This window comes from Mucilaginibacter sp. P4_E8 (assembly GCF_056401495.1).
The window spans coordinates 21,015-35,909 of record NZ_JBFUJG010000019.1 but is presented as its reverse complement, the minus strand read 5'-3'; the positions used below and the strand labels follow the sequence as shown (position 1 = coordinate 35,909).

Annotated in this window: 11 protein-coding genes; 9 read left to right on the top strand and 2 right to left on the bottom strand. The window is 42.4% G+C overall.

From position 1 onward, the window contains the following. From rhaT to AC1DRQ_RS10690, 4 genes are all read left to right on the top strand, one after another. Nucleotides 1-1,080 carry an L-rhamnose/proton symporter RhaT gene (rhaT, locus tag AC1DRQ_RS10705; RefSeq protein WP_477424263.1) on the top strand — a complete coding sequence of 360 codons (1,080 nt, stop codon included), beginning with the start codon at nucleotides 1-3 and terminating at the stop codon, nucleotides 1,078-1,080. Nucleotides 1,081-1,157: 77 nt separating this feature from the next. Next, nucleotides 1,158-3,278, top strand: a complete 2,121-nt coding sequence (locus AC1DRQ_RS10700; RefSeq protein WP_477424262.1) for a bifunctional aldolase/short-chain dehydrogenase — start codon at nucleotides 1,158-1,160, stop codon at nucleotides 3,276-3,278. A gap of 143 nt (nucleotides 3,279-3,421) precedes the next feature. Further along, the gene (locus tag AC1DRQ_RS10695) at nucleotides 3,422-4,696 is read left to right on the top strand and encodes a sugar isomerase (RefSeq protein WP_477424260.1); all 1,275 of its coding nucleotides are present in this window, start codon (nucleotides 3,422-3,424) and stop codon (nucleotides 4,694-4,696) included. Nucleotides 4,697-4,699: 3 nt separating this feature from the next. Next, nucleotides 4,700-6,088: an FGGY-family carbohydrate kinase gene (locus AC1DRQ_RS10690; protein ID WP_477424259.1), complete on the top strand. Its 1,389-nt coding sequence runs from the start codon at nucleotides 4,700-4,702 to the stop codon at nucleotides 6,086-6,088. 144 nt (nucleotides 6,089-6,232) lie between these two features. On the opposite strand, the gene AC1DRQ_RS10685 is transcribed toward AC1DRQ_RS10690, so the two are convergent. Further along, nucleotides 6,233-7,105: an alpha/beta hydrolase gene (locus tag AC1DRQ_RS10685; RefSeq protein ID WP_477424258.1), complete on the bottom strand. Its 873-nt coding sequence runs from the start codon at nucleotides 7,103-7,105 to the stop codon at nucleotides 6,233-6,235. A 102-nt stretch (nucleotides 7,106-7,207) separates the two neighbouring features. Then, the gene (locus tag AC1DRQ_RS10680) at nucleotides 7,208-8,059 is read right to left on the bottom strand and encodes a ThuA domain-containing protein (protein WP_477424257.1); all 852 of its coding nucleotides are present in this window, start codon (nucleotides 8,057-8,059) and stop codon (nucleotides 7,208-7,210) included. Between the two features lie 283 nt (nucleotides 8,060-8,342). Here AC1DRQ_RS10680 and AC1DRQ_RS10675 point away from each other — a divergent pair, with 283 nt between their 5' ends. The 5 genes from AC1DRQ_RS10675 (at nucleotide 8,343) to AC1DRQ_RS10655 (ending at nucleotide 14,813) form a co-directional block, all read left to right on the top strand. Beyond that, entirely contained in the window at nucleotides 8,343-9,827 is a 1,485-nt protein-coding gene (locus tag AC1DRQ_RS10675; RefSeq protein WP_477424255.1) for a sodium:solute symporter, read from the top strand. Between the two features lie 24 nt (nucleotides 9,828-9,851). Next, nucleotides 9,852-10,559: an LOG family protein gene (locus AC1DRQ_RS10670; RefSeq protein ID WP_429398087.1), complete on the top strand. Its 708-nt coding sequence runs from the start codon at nucleotides 9,852-9,854 to the stop codon at nucleotides 10,557-10,559. A 191-nt stretch (nucleotides 10,560-10,750) separates the two neighbouring features. Further along, on the top strand, nucleotides 10,751-11,320 hold the full coding sequence (locus AC1DRQ_RS10665; protein WP_477424253.1) for a TetR/AcrR family transcriptional regulator: 570 nt from the start codon (nucleotides 10,751-10,753) through the stop codon (nucleotides 11,318-11,320). 76 nt (nucleotides 11,321-11,396) lie between these two features. Further along, nucleotides 11,397-12,254: an SDR family NAD(P)-dependent oxidoreductase gene (locus tag AC1DRQ_RS10660; protein WP_477424252.1), complete on the top strand. Its 858-nt coding sequence runs from the start codon at nucleotides 11,397-11,399 to the stop codon at nucleotides 12,252-12,254. A gap of 204 nt (nucleotides 12,255-12,458) precedes the next feature. Then, entirely contained in the window at nucleotides 12,459-14,813 is a 2,355-nt protein-coding gene (locus tag AC1DRQ_RS10655; RefSeq protein WP_477424250.1) for an ABC transporter permease, read from the top strand. Nucleotides 14,814-14,895 lie beyond the last annotated feature (82 nt).

Below are 14,895 nucleotides of genomic sequence, written 5' to 3'. Positions count from 1 at the left end.
ATGCAAATAATTTTCGGAGTTTTCTTTCATTTCATCGGTGGCTTTGCTTCGGGGAGCTTTTACATCCCCTACAAAAAAATTAAAGGTTGGGCCTGGGAAAGCTACTGGATAGTAGGAGGCATTTTTTCATGGTTTATTGTACCGCCGCTGGCTGCATGGTTAACTATCCCCGGTTTTGCAGATATTATTAGTCATACCAGTACAGAAGTTATCGGGTGGACATACTTAATGGGTTTACTTTGGGGCATTGGCGGGCTCACTTATGGTTTAGGCGTCAGGTACCTTGGCGTGTCTTTAGGCAGTACCATTATACTCGGGCTTTGCTCGGTTTTTGGCGCGCTGATACCATCCGTTTATTATGATATTTTCCCGAAGGAGGGCAAGGATACTTTCAGTATGCTGCTGCATACCCAATGGGGTCAATTCGTTTTACTTGGCATTTTACTGTGTGTAATAGGTATTATTATCTGTGGTAAGGCAGGTATGATGAAGGAAAAAGAACTATCGGCCGATAAAACCATTGCGCAGGAAAATAAAGATTATCGCTTTGGCCTGGGTATTCTGGTAGCCATAATTTCGGGCGTGTTAAGTGCCTGTTTTAATTTCGGCATAGAGGCGGGTAAGTCAATGGCCGATACCGCTAATCAGCTTTGGCAGGCGGCCAATCCGGGCCAGGGCAATTTCCTGTTTCAAAATAATGTAACTTACATTATTATACTATGGGGTGGCCTCACCACTAATTTTATATGGTGTATGGTGCTTAATGCACGCAATAAAACCTTTGGTAACTATACCGATAAAAAAACACCGCTGCTTAAAAATTATCTTTTCGCGGCACTGGCCGGTACTACCTGGTTCCTGCAGTTCTTTTTTTACGGTATGGGCGAAAGTAAGCTGGGTAATGGTGCCAGCTCATGGATCCTGCACATGGCCTTTATTATACTCATAGCCAATATGTGGGGTCTGGTATTAAAAGAATGGAAAGGTGTAAGTAAAAAGGCTTTTGCCACCGTAATAGCCGGTATATTGGTTATTATCCTCTCGGTACTGGTGGTAGGTTATGGTAATTCAATCAAATAAAAAACAAACTCATTAATTCAATAAAGTAAAAGCTCAATCAATAATTCACTAACTCAACAATTCAATAATTAAAATATATGTCTGTCAGAACAACACCATTTAAGCATGTAAGCTACCTGTGGGATGATGCAAAAGCCGCCGAACTGGAAGGCGATGAAGTTGCCCTGTTAATATACCGTTCAAATTTATTGGGAGCCGATCTGAGGCTTACCAATTATGGCGGGGGTAATACTTCATGTAAATTAATATCAAAAGACCCGCTAACCGGCAGTGAGGTTGAGGTAATGTGGATCAAGGGCTCGGGCGGTGATATTGGTACGCTTAAAAAAAGCGGACTGGCTGCCTTGTATGTCGACCGTTTGCGCAGTCTTAAAAACGTTTATCGTGGTGTACAATATGAGGATGAAATGGTAGAACTGTTTAACCATTGCATTTATGACCTGGCGTCAAAAGCTCCTTCAATTGATACCCCGCTGCATGGCTTTTTACCATTTAAACACATTGACCACCTGCATCCTGACGCGGCTATTGCTATTGCCGCAGCTAAAGACGGTAAAAAAATAACCCAGGAGCTGTTTAATGGTACTATAGGCTGGGTGGAGTGGAAAAAACCAGGCTTTGAACTGGGCTTGCAATTAAAGCAATGCCTTGACGAAAACCCCGGCATCCGTGGTATTATGTTAGGCTCACATGGTTTATTTACCTGGGGCGATACTGCTTATGAAAGCTACATGAACACGTTGGAAGTTATTGAGCGTTGTGCCGAATATTTAGAAGAAAATTACGGCAAGAAAGGCCCTGTTTTTGGCGGTCAAAAAGTACAAAGTTTGGACGAAGCCGGCCGTAAAAAACAAGCTGCTGCTATTGCTCCTATTCTGCGTGGCTTTTGCTCAAGCCAAAAACACATGATAGGTCATTTTACTGATGATGCACGTGTGCTGGAGTTTATCAACTCCAACGATCTTGATCGTTTGGCACCTTTGGGTACCAGCTGCCCTGATCACTTTTTGCGTACCAAGATCAGTCCGCTGGTGCTTGACCTTAAGCCCGGTGAGGATCTGAGCGATGTTAAAGCTTTGCAAGAACGCCTTACCCCTGCTTTTGAGGCTTACCGCCAAATGTATACCGACTATTACAATACCTGCAAGCATGATAACAGTCCGGCCATAAGGGATACCAATCCGGTGATCATCCTGTATCCGGGTGTAGGCTTGTTCTCGTTCTCCAAAGACAAACAAACTGCCCGTGTAGCAGCAGAGTTTTATACCAATGCTATCAACGTAATGAAGGGTGCCGAGGCTATCTCTGAGTATACTTCGTTACCCCGTCAGGAAGCTTTTGATATTGAATACTGGTTACTGGAAGAAGCTAAATTACAGCGTATGCCAAAAGCAAAAGCTTTATCAGGCAAAATTGCCCTGATTACAGGTAGCGCAGGTGGTATAGGTAAAGCCATCGCCAAAAAATTTGTTGACGAAGGTGCCGTAGTGATCTTAAACGATATGAACACCGAGCGTTTGGATAGTGCCGGTGAAGAGTTTAAAAAGCAATATGGTAAAGATTCATACACCACCGCGGTGCTTGATGTTACCAATGCCGACCAGATCAATAGCGCGCTTGAAATAGCAGCTTTAGCTTTTGGCGGGGTTGATATTGTTATAAATAATGCGGGCTTATCCATATCTAAATCCATCGCCGACCATACCGAAAAGGATTGGGACCTGTTATATGATGTACTGGTGAAAGGCCAGTTCTTTATTACCCAGGCCGCAGTTGCCGTAATGAAAAAACAAGCAATTGGTGGCGATGTTATCAATATTGTAAGTAAAAACGCTTTAGTAAGCGGACCAAATAACGCGGGTTATGGTTCGGCAAAAGCTGCACAGCTGCATTTAAGCCGTCTTAATGCTGCCGAATTAGGCGCTGATGGCATCCGTGTAAACGTAGTAAATCCTGATGCTGTTATCAGCGATAGCAATATTTGGGCCGGGGGATGGGCCGAAGGTCGTGCGAAGGCATACGGAATTACCGTTGCCGAGCTGCCCGCCTACTACGCCAAACGTACTCTGCTAAACGAGATCATTTTACCAGCCGATATTGCTGATGCCTGCTTTGCCTTTACCGGCGGGCTGCTCAACAAATCAACAGGTAATGTGTTAAATGTTGATGGCGGTGTGGCTATGGCATTTGTGCGATAAGGGAAGCCCCCTCTAAATCTCCCCCTGAAGGGGGAGACTTTAAAAAATACATAAGATCTAAACCTCCTCTGAGGGAATTAAACTGTCCTTTTTAAGCCCTCCCCTTCAGGGGAGGGTTTGGGTGGGGCTTAACCATTATAATCATGCAATTAGAGAAGAGCATAATTGACGAGGCTAATCATAAACAACAGGCTGTGCACCAGCGCAAGTTTGATTTTGTTGCTGCCGATATAAACGGGCTGGATACCATTATTCAAAAAATTTCAGATTTTAATATAGCTATACCCAGCTGGGCATTAGGTACCGGCGGTACACGCTTTGGCCGTTTTTCAGGCGGTGGTGAGCCACGCAGCCTCGAAGAAAAAATTGAGGATGTAGGCTTGATACATGCTTTAAACAAAAGCAGCAATTCCATCTCCCTGCATATTCCCTGGGATATCCCTAAAAACGCGTCGGATATTAAAGCATTAGCCGCACAACTCGGCCTGCACTTTGACGCGGTAAATTCAAATACCTTCCAGGATCAACCTTCACAGCAACATAGCTACAAATATGGCTCTTTACACCATGTAGATAAAGCCGTACGCAAACAAGCTGTGGAGCATAATATCGAGGTGATCAATTACGGTGTGGAGTTGGATTCAAAGGCATTGTCAGTTTGGCTGTCTGACGGATCAAACTTCCCCGGCCAGCTTAATATGCGCGGCGCGTTTGAGCGCACGCTGGAAAGCTTGCATGAAATTTATGACGCTTTGCCCGCCGACTGGAAAGTTTGGATAGAGTACAAACCTTATGAGCCCAATTTTTATTCGACCACTATTGGCGATTGGGGCCAATCATACCTGCTGGCATCAAAACTTGGCAAAAAAGCTCAAACCCTGGTTGATCTGGGTCACCATTTAGGCAGTACCAATATTGAGCAAATTGTTTCATTATTGCTGATGGAAGGCAAGCTGGCCGGTTTCCACTTTAACGATTCAAAATATGGTGATGATGATTTAACCGTTGGCAGCATTAACCCTTATCAACTGTTCCTGATATTTAATGAACTGGTGGAAGGCATGGATGCCCGCGGCCTGAATCACGCTACCGGTATAGGCTGGATGATCGACGCATCGCATAACGTAAAAGATCCTGTAGAGGACCTGCTGCAATCTGTAGAAGCCATCAAGATAGCTTACACTCAGGCATTACTGGTTGATCAACCTGCTTTGGTACAGGCACAACAAAATAACGATGTGGTGCTGGCGCAGGAAATTTTACAGCATGCTTACCGTACTGATGTTCGGCCATTGCTGGCCGAGGCCCGTTTACGCTCAGGCGGAGCATTAAACCCTTTAGCCGTGTACAGGCAACAGGCCGTACGCAAACAACTGATAGAAGAACGTGGAGCGCTGGCAGTATCAACCGGCTTGTAAACTATGGAGCAAATACCTGTCATAGCTATTTTTGATGTGGGTAAAACCAATAAAAAGCTGTTTCTTTTTGATGAGAACTATAAAATAGTTTTTGAAAGAACAGCCAGGTTTACCGAAACCCACGACGAGGATGGCGACCCTTGCGAAAACCTCGACAGCCTGCGACTGTCGGTGTTTGATTCGTTGAGGGAAATATTTAAGCATAAAGAGTTTGACCTTAAAGCGGTCAACTTTTCAACCTATGGGGCCAGCTTTGTTTATGTTGATGAAGATGGCAGGCCCCTTACCCCTTTGTATAATTACCTTAAACCATATCCACCAGAGTTGGGCAGGCAGTTTTATGAAACCTATGGCGATGAAGCCCGGTTTGCACGTGAAACTGCTTCGCCTGTTTTGGGTAATTTAAACTCGGGCCTGCAGCTTTACCGGCTTAAATACCAACAGCCCGAAGTTTTTAACAAGGTGAAATACGCCCTGCATTTACCACAATACATGAGTTATCTGCTCAGCGGCCAAATGGTTACCGACCTTACCAGTATCGGTTGCCACACCGCCCTTTGGGATTTTAGTAAAAATACCTACCATGAATGGTTAAACCGCGAAGGCATCCTGCCCAAAATGGCACCTCTGAAACCTGCCGATGGGGTACTTTCGGCAGTATTTCCGGGGAGTACTTATAGTGTGGGCATTGGTTTGCATGATAGTTCGGCGGCGCTTATTCCTTACCTGGTGAGCTTTAATATGCCTTTTGTACTCATATCAACAGGTACATGGTCCATTAGCCTGAACCCTTTTAATCAAACTCCCCTTACCGAGGAAGAACTTAAAAATGATTGCTTGAATTATCTGCAATATAAAGGCAGTCCGGTTAAGGCATCGCGGCTGTTTACAGGTTACGAATATGAGCAACAGGTAAAACGCATTGCTGCTCATTTTAACCAGGATGCGATCAGGTATCGCACTATGAATTTTGACCCTGCTATTGTTGCCCGGTTACAAACAAAAGATGCACCGCAGTCCAAACCTCAGGAGGGCGAGCTACAAAAATCGGTCTTTGAGCAACGCAACCTGACCGATTTTAGTAATGATACGGAAGCCTATCACCAGTTAATGATCGATATTGTTCAGCAGCAAACGATATCTACCGGGTATGTGCTGCAGGGCTGTAAAGTACAAAGGATTTTTGTAGATGGTGGCTTCAGCAAAAACACAGTGTTTATGCACCTGTTGGCTTTCGCCTTTCCTCATTTAGAAGTTTACGCGGCATCAATGGCGCAGGCCACCGCCGTAGGTACAGCACTTGCCATACATCAGGCCTGGAACACCAAATCCCTCCCGCATGATCTTATCGAACTGAAATATTACTCAGGAGTACAGAATGAGGTGGTTTGAGTAGAATTAAATTAAAAAACGCGTCATTGCGAGGCACGAAGCAATTAGCCCCGCCCAACCCTCCCCGGAAGGGAGGGCCAAAAAATAAAAGTCTCCCCTACCGGGGGAGATTTAGAGGGGGCTTACCGCAATGACGCGTTGTAGCTAATTGCCTTGCTTATTCCCCTGCTTTACCAACTCCACAATATCATTAATAAGCCCGGCATCTTTAATTATCCTCTCGTGCCCGGTGGCTGCATATTCTTTGGATAAAACCGAAGGATGCATGGCTAAAAACTCCTGCAGGTACTCAAGAGGAGCAACTTTATCTCCCGGATCATAAGCCAGCCAATGTTTTACAGCAGCACCTTCAGTATACAAATCAGTTAGCTTAAAATAGGATACAGGCACTTTAAACAATGATTCAAAACTTTCAAAAAACTTAGACTGTGCCGCTTGCGGAACTTCAGCGAAAGTCATGGTAGCTGTAAAGTTTTCTTTTAACCTTACCATTGGGGTTATGTTTATCAATAAAGATGGTTTAATTGCAGTTTCGCTTATCGCCATGATATTGGCCATTACTCCCAGCGAGTGCCCGATCATTATATCTGGCGCACCATAAGCCCTGATAACTGCTTCCGTGGCCCTGGCAAAAAGTAACAGGTTGGATAATTCACCTTCGGAACTGCCATTACCGGGGGTGTCAAAGGCTATGATCTGCAGGTTTTCGATAGTTTTTAAGGCCGCAATTAAATCAGAAAAATCAGCTGCTTTGGAGCCCCAGCCGTGAGTGATCAACACTTTGCGGCTGCCGTTGCCCCATATAAATCCATTAAATTTTAATATCGAGCGACTAAAATGCGGATCGTCAACATTGAGTGTAAATGGCGTTGCCTCGTCAAGTAACCGCTGGCTCTGCAGCCTTACCGGCATTTTGGGCGAGTAACAGATGAGTTGCCACAGCAGATCGGTTATATGCCGGTTATCTTTATCTGGCAATTCCTTAACCTGGGTAAAAAGTTCTTTCAGTTTTTTCATAGGTGAGTTGTAACTATCAAAGGTAGAAACCTCTTTTAAAGTCAACCCATTTGCAAATGTCATTTTAAAGAAAATGACATCCTTTTTAAAAAGATATAAGCCTTACTTTTTACCCGTTCCCAACCATAACAGTGTATTAAGGATCAATTTATTTTGAATGTCATTATCAAATGTTTGTGATTGTTCTTTATTGGTTCCGCCGTCATAATCAATAGCGTTGTGACCCATGTTAAAATAAACCATCCGGTAGTTTTTGTTTGTCCATACTACGGGGTAGTAACCGCTATGCCAAATCTCACTCTGTTTTGGCCCTGTACCCAGCGGGAAACTGGTAGAGTCGATAGATAACAGGATCTTAATATCCGGATTGGTACGCAGGTCTTTTTCCCACCTGTACCACTCGTTTGGCGATGCTTTAAAGGTGGTCGGCAGCCCTTTAGTTACCGGATGTTTAGCGTCCTCCACCCTTAAAATGGCCGAAGTTGGGTGCCAGGTATTGCTTTTATACTGGCCAGATCCTAAAAACTCATTATGGTACCAATCCCAGTTTTGGGGATAATCTGAAGGGGTAAGCGCAAAGGCCGAGAAGTGAAAACCCATCCATGCGCCGCCTTTTTTCATGTATTGCTCAAATGCCGCTCGTTGTGTAGGATCATCGGCACGGGTATCTAAAAATATTACTACCTGATACTTGGCCAAAAATTCAGGGTTCATATTGCTCCAGTTTTTGGTGGAGTCATAGGTGAAATTATACTTTTTAGCCATCTGCGGAAACCACCGGTTTGCTTCGTGCATAAAGCTGATGTGTGCCTTATCATTCCGGCCGGTATAAAAGGCTATCACCTTAAATTTAGCTTGATGCTCTTGTGCCTTTGCACTGTAAAAACTAAAACATATTACAGAAATTACAATTGCCAGAGCGGCAATTTTTTGGATACCGGTACGAGTGGTCATGGCTAAATTATTGGTTAATGGTTGTTGCCATAAAACTAATTGATTTTTAGTGAATGTAAATGTTAAAAACGGGTATGAGAGGTGATGTAGGGGTGCGAATAGAGGCAAGAGATTAGAAACAAGAATCAAGAGATAAGAAAAACGCATCACCTCAAATAATAAAATACACAAACCAACTCCAATAATTACCTATTGTAAAAAAAGTTTCCGACTTTCGGATTAAACAGAGACCTGAACTTTCGGACTTCCCCGGCTTTCGGTCTTTCGGACTTAAAACAAATATATGTCGCCCGGAATATTACTTTCTTTTATCATCGGTTACTTTTTAGTGTTATTGATCATATCATGGCTCACCTCAAAAAAATCATCAGATAACGATACCTTTTTTGTAGCCAACCGCAATTCCAAATGGTACCTGGTAGCCTTCGGGATGATCGGCACAGCCTTAAGCGGGGTTACCTTTATTTCGGTACCGGGCAAGGTTGGCGCTCCCTCCGGCGATGAATTCTCCTACTTCCAATTTGTATTGGGTAATGCCGCAGGATTTATCGTAGTTGCTACCGTATTGCTACCGCTGTATTACCGGCTTAAGCTTACCTCTATTTACAGTTATATTGAGGGCGCTTTAGGTACCTGGAGCTACAAGACGGCGGCAGGCATATTCCTCATCAGCAGGGTTATAGGCTCTGCATTCCGGCTTTATCTGGTGGTTATTGTGTTGCAAAGGTTTATTTTCGATAGCTATCATATTCCTTTCGCGGTAACGGTGCTTATTTGTTTGCTGCTCATCTGGTCGTACACGTTTAAGGGCGGATTAAAAACCATCATTATTACTGATAGCTTGCAGACGTTTTTCCTGGTGCTGTCGGTATTCCTTTCGATATATTTTATTTGCCAGAGCCTGCACATGAGCGTTTTTGAGGCTACCGATGCTATTAAAAACAGCAGCTACTCCAAAATATTTTTCTTTAATGATTTTTTAAGCAGCAAATTCCACTTCACCAAAGCCTTTTTAGGGGGCTTGTTTATCACCGTATGCATGGTTGGGCTTGACCAGGACCTGATGCAAAAAAACCTGAGCCTGAAAAATATAAAAGAAGCACAAAAAAACATGTTCAGCTTTACCGGCGTGTTCGTGGTGATCAATATTTTCTTTTTAAGTGTGGGCGCTTTGCTTTGGATATACGCCAACAAATACGGCATCCACGTTGAAAAAACCGATTACCTGTACCCTACTATCGCTCTAAAATACCTGGGGATAGTGCCGGCTATGGTATTTATGCTGGGATTAACCGCAGCCACATTTGCCACTACAGATTCGGCCCTTACCGCGCTCACTACATCGTTTTGTGTTGATTTTTTGAACTTTAATAAAAGAGGGGACGTAAACAGCAAAAAAATGGTAAGCGCCCGACACGTGGTGCACGTTGGTTTTTCGGGGCTCATGTTTTTAACCATCATTATATTTAATGCCATTAATAACGATGCGGTGGTGAACGCCATATTTAAAGTTGCATCATATACCTACGGACCACTGTTAGGTTTGTATTCGTTTGGCCTGTTTGTAGGTAATCGACAGGTACGGGATAAACTGGTGCCGTTTATTTGCATTATCTCGCCAGCGATATGTTACTTTTTAAGTACAGAATCAAAGCATATATTAGGTGGATATGTTTTTGACAACGAGCTTATCATTGTTAACGGATTAATTACATTTGTTGGCCTTTGGATAACGTCAACATCAAAAACAAAGGTGGCAACGTTATAGTTTATTAATATTTTATAAAAGGATATGACCGGCGAAGAAAAAATTAGACAAGCTTTTGAGAACAAGAACTGGCAGGAAATTAAGGTGACCGACTCCTGGCAGATATTTAAAATAATGGCCGAATTTGTTGATGGCTTTGAAAAACTGGCAAAAATAGGTCCCTGTGTATCCATCTTTGGATCGGCACGTACGCACAATGATAACAAGTATTATAAGCTTGCTGAAGATACCGCCCGCCTGTTAACCGAACACGGCTATGGCGTAATATCGGGCGGTGGACCGGGCATTATGGAGGCTGCCAACAAAGGCGCTTACGAGGCCGGCGGTAAATCGGTTGGTTTAAATATTGAGCTTCCCTTTGAGCAGTTTCACAATAAATATATTGACAGGGATAAGATCATGGAGTTTGATTACTTCTTTATCCGCAAGGTGATGTTCATGAAATATTCGCAGGGCTTTATCATACTGCCCGGCGGTTTTGGTACTATGGACGAATCATTTGAGGCCATCACCCTGATACAAACCGGTAAAATTGCCCGTTTCCCCATCATATTTGTAGGTGTGGAATACTGGAAAGGTCTGTTTGCATGGGTAGAAGAGAAAATGCTTGCCGATCAGCACAACATTAACCCCGACGACCTGATGCTTTACCGTGTGGTTGATACCGCCGAAGAAGCCGTTGAACACATTACCCGTTTTTACAACAAGTATGTGTTGAAACCGAATTTTTAATTAAAGGGGTGTTATTCAAAACACTTAATTAAAGTAATTAAAGAGGTTGTTTCGATATATGAGACAGCCTCTTTTGCTATATAAGTTTGTAGTTTACCGAAATCGTTTGTAATCTGATTGTCAACATGCACATTAAGTATACTTACTTACATAAAAGTAAGTATACTTGCATCATCAAAATCAATAACAAAATGGATGCCTCATTACATACCCGGGATAAGATTATAGAGTTAGCACGCAACTTTATCCAGAAGATAGGGTATCATTCATTTAATTATAAACAAATAGCCACCATATTGAACATTAAGAATGCGGCTATTCATCACTATTATCCGGCAAAGGAAGACCTTGGTTTGGCCGTTATTGAAAAGGACAGCCATGATTTTGCCAATATGATAAAGCTTAAGGCTAATGACGAACCTATGGAAAAGCTAGAAGCCCTGCTGTACAATTATGACCTTTACTTTAACGAAGGACATAAAATGTGCCTGATAGGTACTTTAGGTTCGGCCTATCACGATGTTCCCGAAAAAATACAGGCAGCTACCATCCAGTATTCAAATATGGTACATGCCTGGCTTATAGAAGTATTGCAAAACGGGCTCGACACTGGTAAATTTAATTTTGAAGGCACAGCCGAAGAAATGGCCAACAAATGGGAAGCCATATTGCCAGGCTCGTTACAGGTAGGCCGTATACGCGGCGAAGCTTATTTTTACCAGTTAATGGATGGCTTACGATCATCCTTAAAAGCAAAATAAAAAAATTTACTCATTTTACTTACATACATATAAGTAAGTATATAAATAAAACAACAAAATCAAATAAAACAACAACATGAAAAAGATCATTCTAACAGGAAGCAGCAGTGGGTTTGGCTTACAGGCAGTAAAAACCCTGGCCAGTAAAGGACATACCGTTTACGCTACCATGCGTAACATCGCCGGTGCAAACGCCTCCACAGCAGCCGAATTAAAACAATGGGCAAAAGATAACGGCGCAGCCGTTGAGGTTATTGAACTTGATGTAACCAGCAATGAATCGGCTAAGAAGGCTATTGCAGAGATCAGCGAAAAATCAGGCGGGGTTATTGATGTTTTGATCAATAATGCGGGTTTATCATACCTGGGACTGGGCGAGGCACTTACCATTGAACAAACAAACCAGATATACCAGGTAAACACTATTGCGCCAGAACGTATGATGAAAGCGGTGCTACCTTTTATGCACAAACAAAAAGATGGTTTAATTATCAATATCACCAGTGTACAGTCAAGGCATTATATTCCTATTTTAAGTACATATAATGGCACCAAGGCAGCTTTGGATGCAGTATCGGTAGGTTATCATTATGAACTGAAATCATCAGGTATTGATGTGGCTACTATCCAGCCGGGAGCGTATCAAACTACAGATATTACAACCAAGTCAATAGTAGCCGGTAATATTGCAGTAGAAGAGTTTTATGGCGAAGATATATTGAACTATAAAAAAGGAGTGATTCAATACTTTGACCCAACTCCCGAAAGCCGCGACCCTCAGGAAGTAGCCGACGCGATGTTGACATTGGTTGAATTACCACAAGGAAAAAGACCACTGTTTACCATTGTTGGCGGCGGTCCACAAACCGCTAATTTTGAAAAGGTAAACAGTTTGATCCAGGAAATTGCAGAAATTAGCCAGGGTCTCCGTTAAGATCAGGCAAAGAAAAAATAAAGCCCCCGGTTGCTTTTGCAACCGGGGGCTTTATTTTTTCCTGGGTGCCATACGATACCGAACAATCTGTGTATCAAAACCGAACGCTTTAATCTATTTCTACTGCCATAAAACTCTCATTATCAATATATTATAATAATGGCACTTATTTAGTTGATTTTGAGCGGTTTAGCACTCAAGATCATGATTAAAAACTATTTTAAAATTGCCTGGCGCAATCTGACCAGGAATAAGGGTTTTTCCATAACCAATTTGCTGGGACTTACCATTGGGATGACCTGCACCATTTTTATATTTTTATGGGTAAGAAATGAGCTTACCTATGATAAATTTCATGCTAACTATAAAACCATTTACCAGGTAATTGCTAACCGGGATTTTAAAAACACCATTTTCACCGACAGGAACATGGTGTTCCCGCTTGCCAAAGCCATTGAAAGTGGTTATCCGCAAATAAAAAACGCGGTACTTACATCACATTTAGAGCAACACCAGGCCAATGTTGGCGATAGCAAGGTCAAAATACATGGGCTATATGTTGGGGGCAGATATTTTGATATGTTTTCCTGGAAATTTATTAAAGGGAGTGCTGCTACCGCTATAACCGATCCATCATCAATAGTCATCACGGCATCAACCGCCAAAACCTTATTCGGAAACGCTAACCCAATAGATAAAGTAATAAAAATTGATAATACAGGGGTACATAAAGTTACTGCTGTAGTAGCCGACCCGCCAAATAATGCCACACAACAGTTTGATTATATTATTCCCTATAATTTTTCAGATGCCGACGTAAAGGGAGCCATGACCCAGTGGGGTAATTCGTCATGGGAGGTGTATATACAAACGGTGGATAACCCGAATATCCCCCAATTGGGAAAATACATTACCAATGTAATGTTTCAGCATAATAAGGACAAGATCAGTACCTATTTTGCCTTCCCCATGAATAAATGGCACCTGTACAGTGATTTTAAAGATGGTAAGAACGTTGGGGGAATGATTGAGCATGTTCGTTTTTTTATCATTATAGCCATCATTATTTTATTGATTGCCTGTGTTAACTTCATGAACCTTTCTACAGCACGGTCTGAAAAGAGAGCTAAAGAGGTAGGTATTCGTAAAACACTGGGATCAGATAAAAAGCAACTGATAATACAATTCTTTATGGAATCCATGACCCTGGTGCTGATCGCTTTTATATGTTCTATTATATCGGTTTATCTGCTGTTGCCTTCCTTTAATCACCTGGTAGATAAGCAACTTCATTTAGATCTGTCTGAACCATTTTTCTGGATAGGTGCTGTGCTGATCATCCTGGTTACCGGTTTAATAGCCGGCAGTTATCCCGCTTTATATTTATCATCATTTAACCCGGTTAAAGTACTAAAAGGCACTTTTATTGCGGGTAAAAGCGCTATAGCGCCACGCAGGGTTTTGGTAATATTCCAATTTGTGGCGTCTATTCTGCTTATTTCTGCAACTATAATTGTTTACCAGCAAATACAGCATGTAAAGGATCGCGACATGGGATATAATCCGGATAACATGATCATGGTTCCGTCTACAGAGGCTACCAACAAAAGTTTTACGGCCATAAAAGGGGATCTGCTGAAAACAGGACTAATCAAAGGTGTCACCCGTACTTCATCGGCTGTAACAGAAATATCCTGGAGATCTGGTCCGCCGGATTGGGACGGCAAGCCAGCCAATGCCAATATCATATTCTCAAACATGACAGCTGATGTTGATTATGCTAAAACAATGGGTATTAAATTATTGCAGGGTACTGAGTTTACCGGAATGCCTTCTGATACTTCTTCGGTAATATTAAATAAAGCCGCAATTGAGGCAATGCAGCTCAAAAATCCGCTTGGAAGGCAATTACGATACGGAGATCATAAATTCACAGTAATTGGTGTAACTGATAACGTGGTTATGTCATCGCCTTATTCGCCGGTAGATCCGATGATGGTTTTTGCAGATCATAACAATTCGAACTATATTAATATAAGGCTCCATAACGGTGTGGAGCCACAAAAGGTAATACAGTTACTTAAAAAAGTATATGCTCAATACAGCCCTGCCGATATTTTTGAATACCAGTTTGTAGATCAGGAATTTGGTAAAAAGTTTTTGACAGAGGAGCTGATAAGCCGCATTACCAACATTTTTGCCGGTCTGGCTATTTTCATCTGCTGTATTGGCTTAGCCGGTCTGGCATCGTTCACCATCGAAAAACGGTTTAGGGAAATAGGGATACGCAAGGTTTTGGGAGCAACCATACAGCAGTTATTAATATTAATATCCACCGAGTTTTTAAAGCTGGTATTGATTGCTTTTGTAATAGCTGTACCCTTAACCTGGTGGTTGATGTACAACTGGCTACAAAAATATCCGTATCACGTTAACATAAGTGTTGGATTATTTGGCGTAGTAGGCATGCTCATATTATTGTTAACGCTGGCCATAGTAAGCATTAATACCATTAAAGCAGCCATTGCAAATCCTGTAAAAAGTTTAAGGACCGAATAAAGACAGAACCTGCCCTTATTGCCGGATACATACGGCAAGTGTGCACAAGCACGCGTGCTAAATTGGGGGTGGGTTAAGTGCT

Coding starts and splice junctions, on each gene's coding strand:
- AC1DRQ_RS10685 (WP_477424258.1), bottom strand. CDS start 7,105: ATGAAAAAACTGAAAGAACTTTTTACCCAGGTTAAGGAATTGCCAGAT.
- AC1DRQ_RS10675 (WP_477424255.1), top strand. CDS start 8,343: ATGTCGCCCGGAATATTACTTTCTTTTATCATCGGTTACTTTTTAGTG.
- rhaT (WP_477424263.1), top strand. CDS start 1: ATGCAAATAATTTTCGGAGTTTTCTTTCATTTCATCGGTGGCTTTGCT.
- AC1DRQ_RS10680 (WP_477424257.1), bottom strand. CDS start 8,059: ATGACCACTCGTACCGGTATCCAAAAAATTGCCGCTCTGGCAATTGTA.
- AC1DRQ_RS10660 (WP_477424252.1), top strand. CDS start 11,397: ATGAAAAAGATCATTCTAACAGGAAGCAGCAGTGGGTTTGGCTTACAG.
- AC1DRQ_RS10655 (WP_477424250.1), top strand. CDS start 12,459: ATGATTAAAAACTATTTTAAAATTGCCTGGCGCAATCTGACCAGGAAT.
- AC1DRQ_RS10695 (WP_477424260.1), top strand. CDS start 3,422: ATGCAATTAGAGAAGAGCATAATTGACGAGGCTAATCATAAACAACAG.
- AC1DRQ_RS10690 (WP_477424259.1), top strand. CDS start 4,700: ATGGAGCAAATACCTGTCATAGCTATTTTTGATGTGGGTAAAACCAAT.
- AC1DRQ_RS10670 (WP_429398087.1), top strand. CDS start 9,852: ATGACCGGCGAAGAAAAAATTAGACAAGCTTTTGAGAACAAGAACTGG.
- AC1DRQ_RS10700 (WP_477424262.1), top strand. CDS start 1,158: ATGTCTGTCAGAACAACACCATTTAAGCATGTAAGCTACCTGTGGGAT.
- AC1DRQ_RS10665 (WP_477424253.1), top strand. CDS start 10,751: ATGGATGCCTCATTACATACCCGGGATAAGATTATAGAGTTAGCACGC.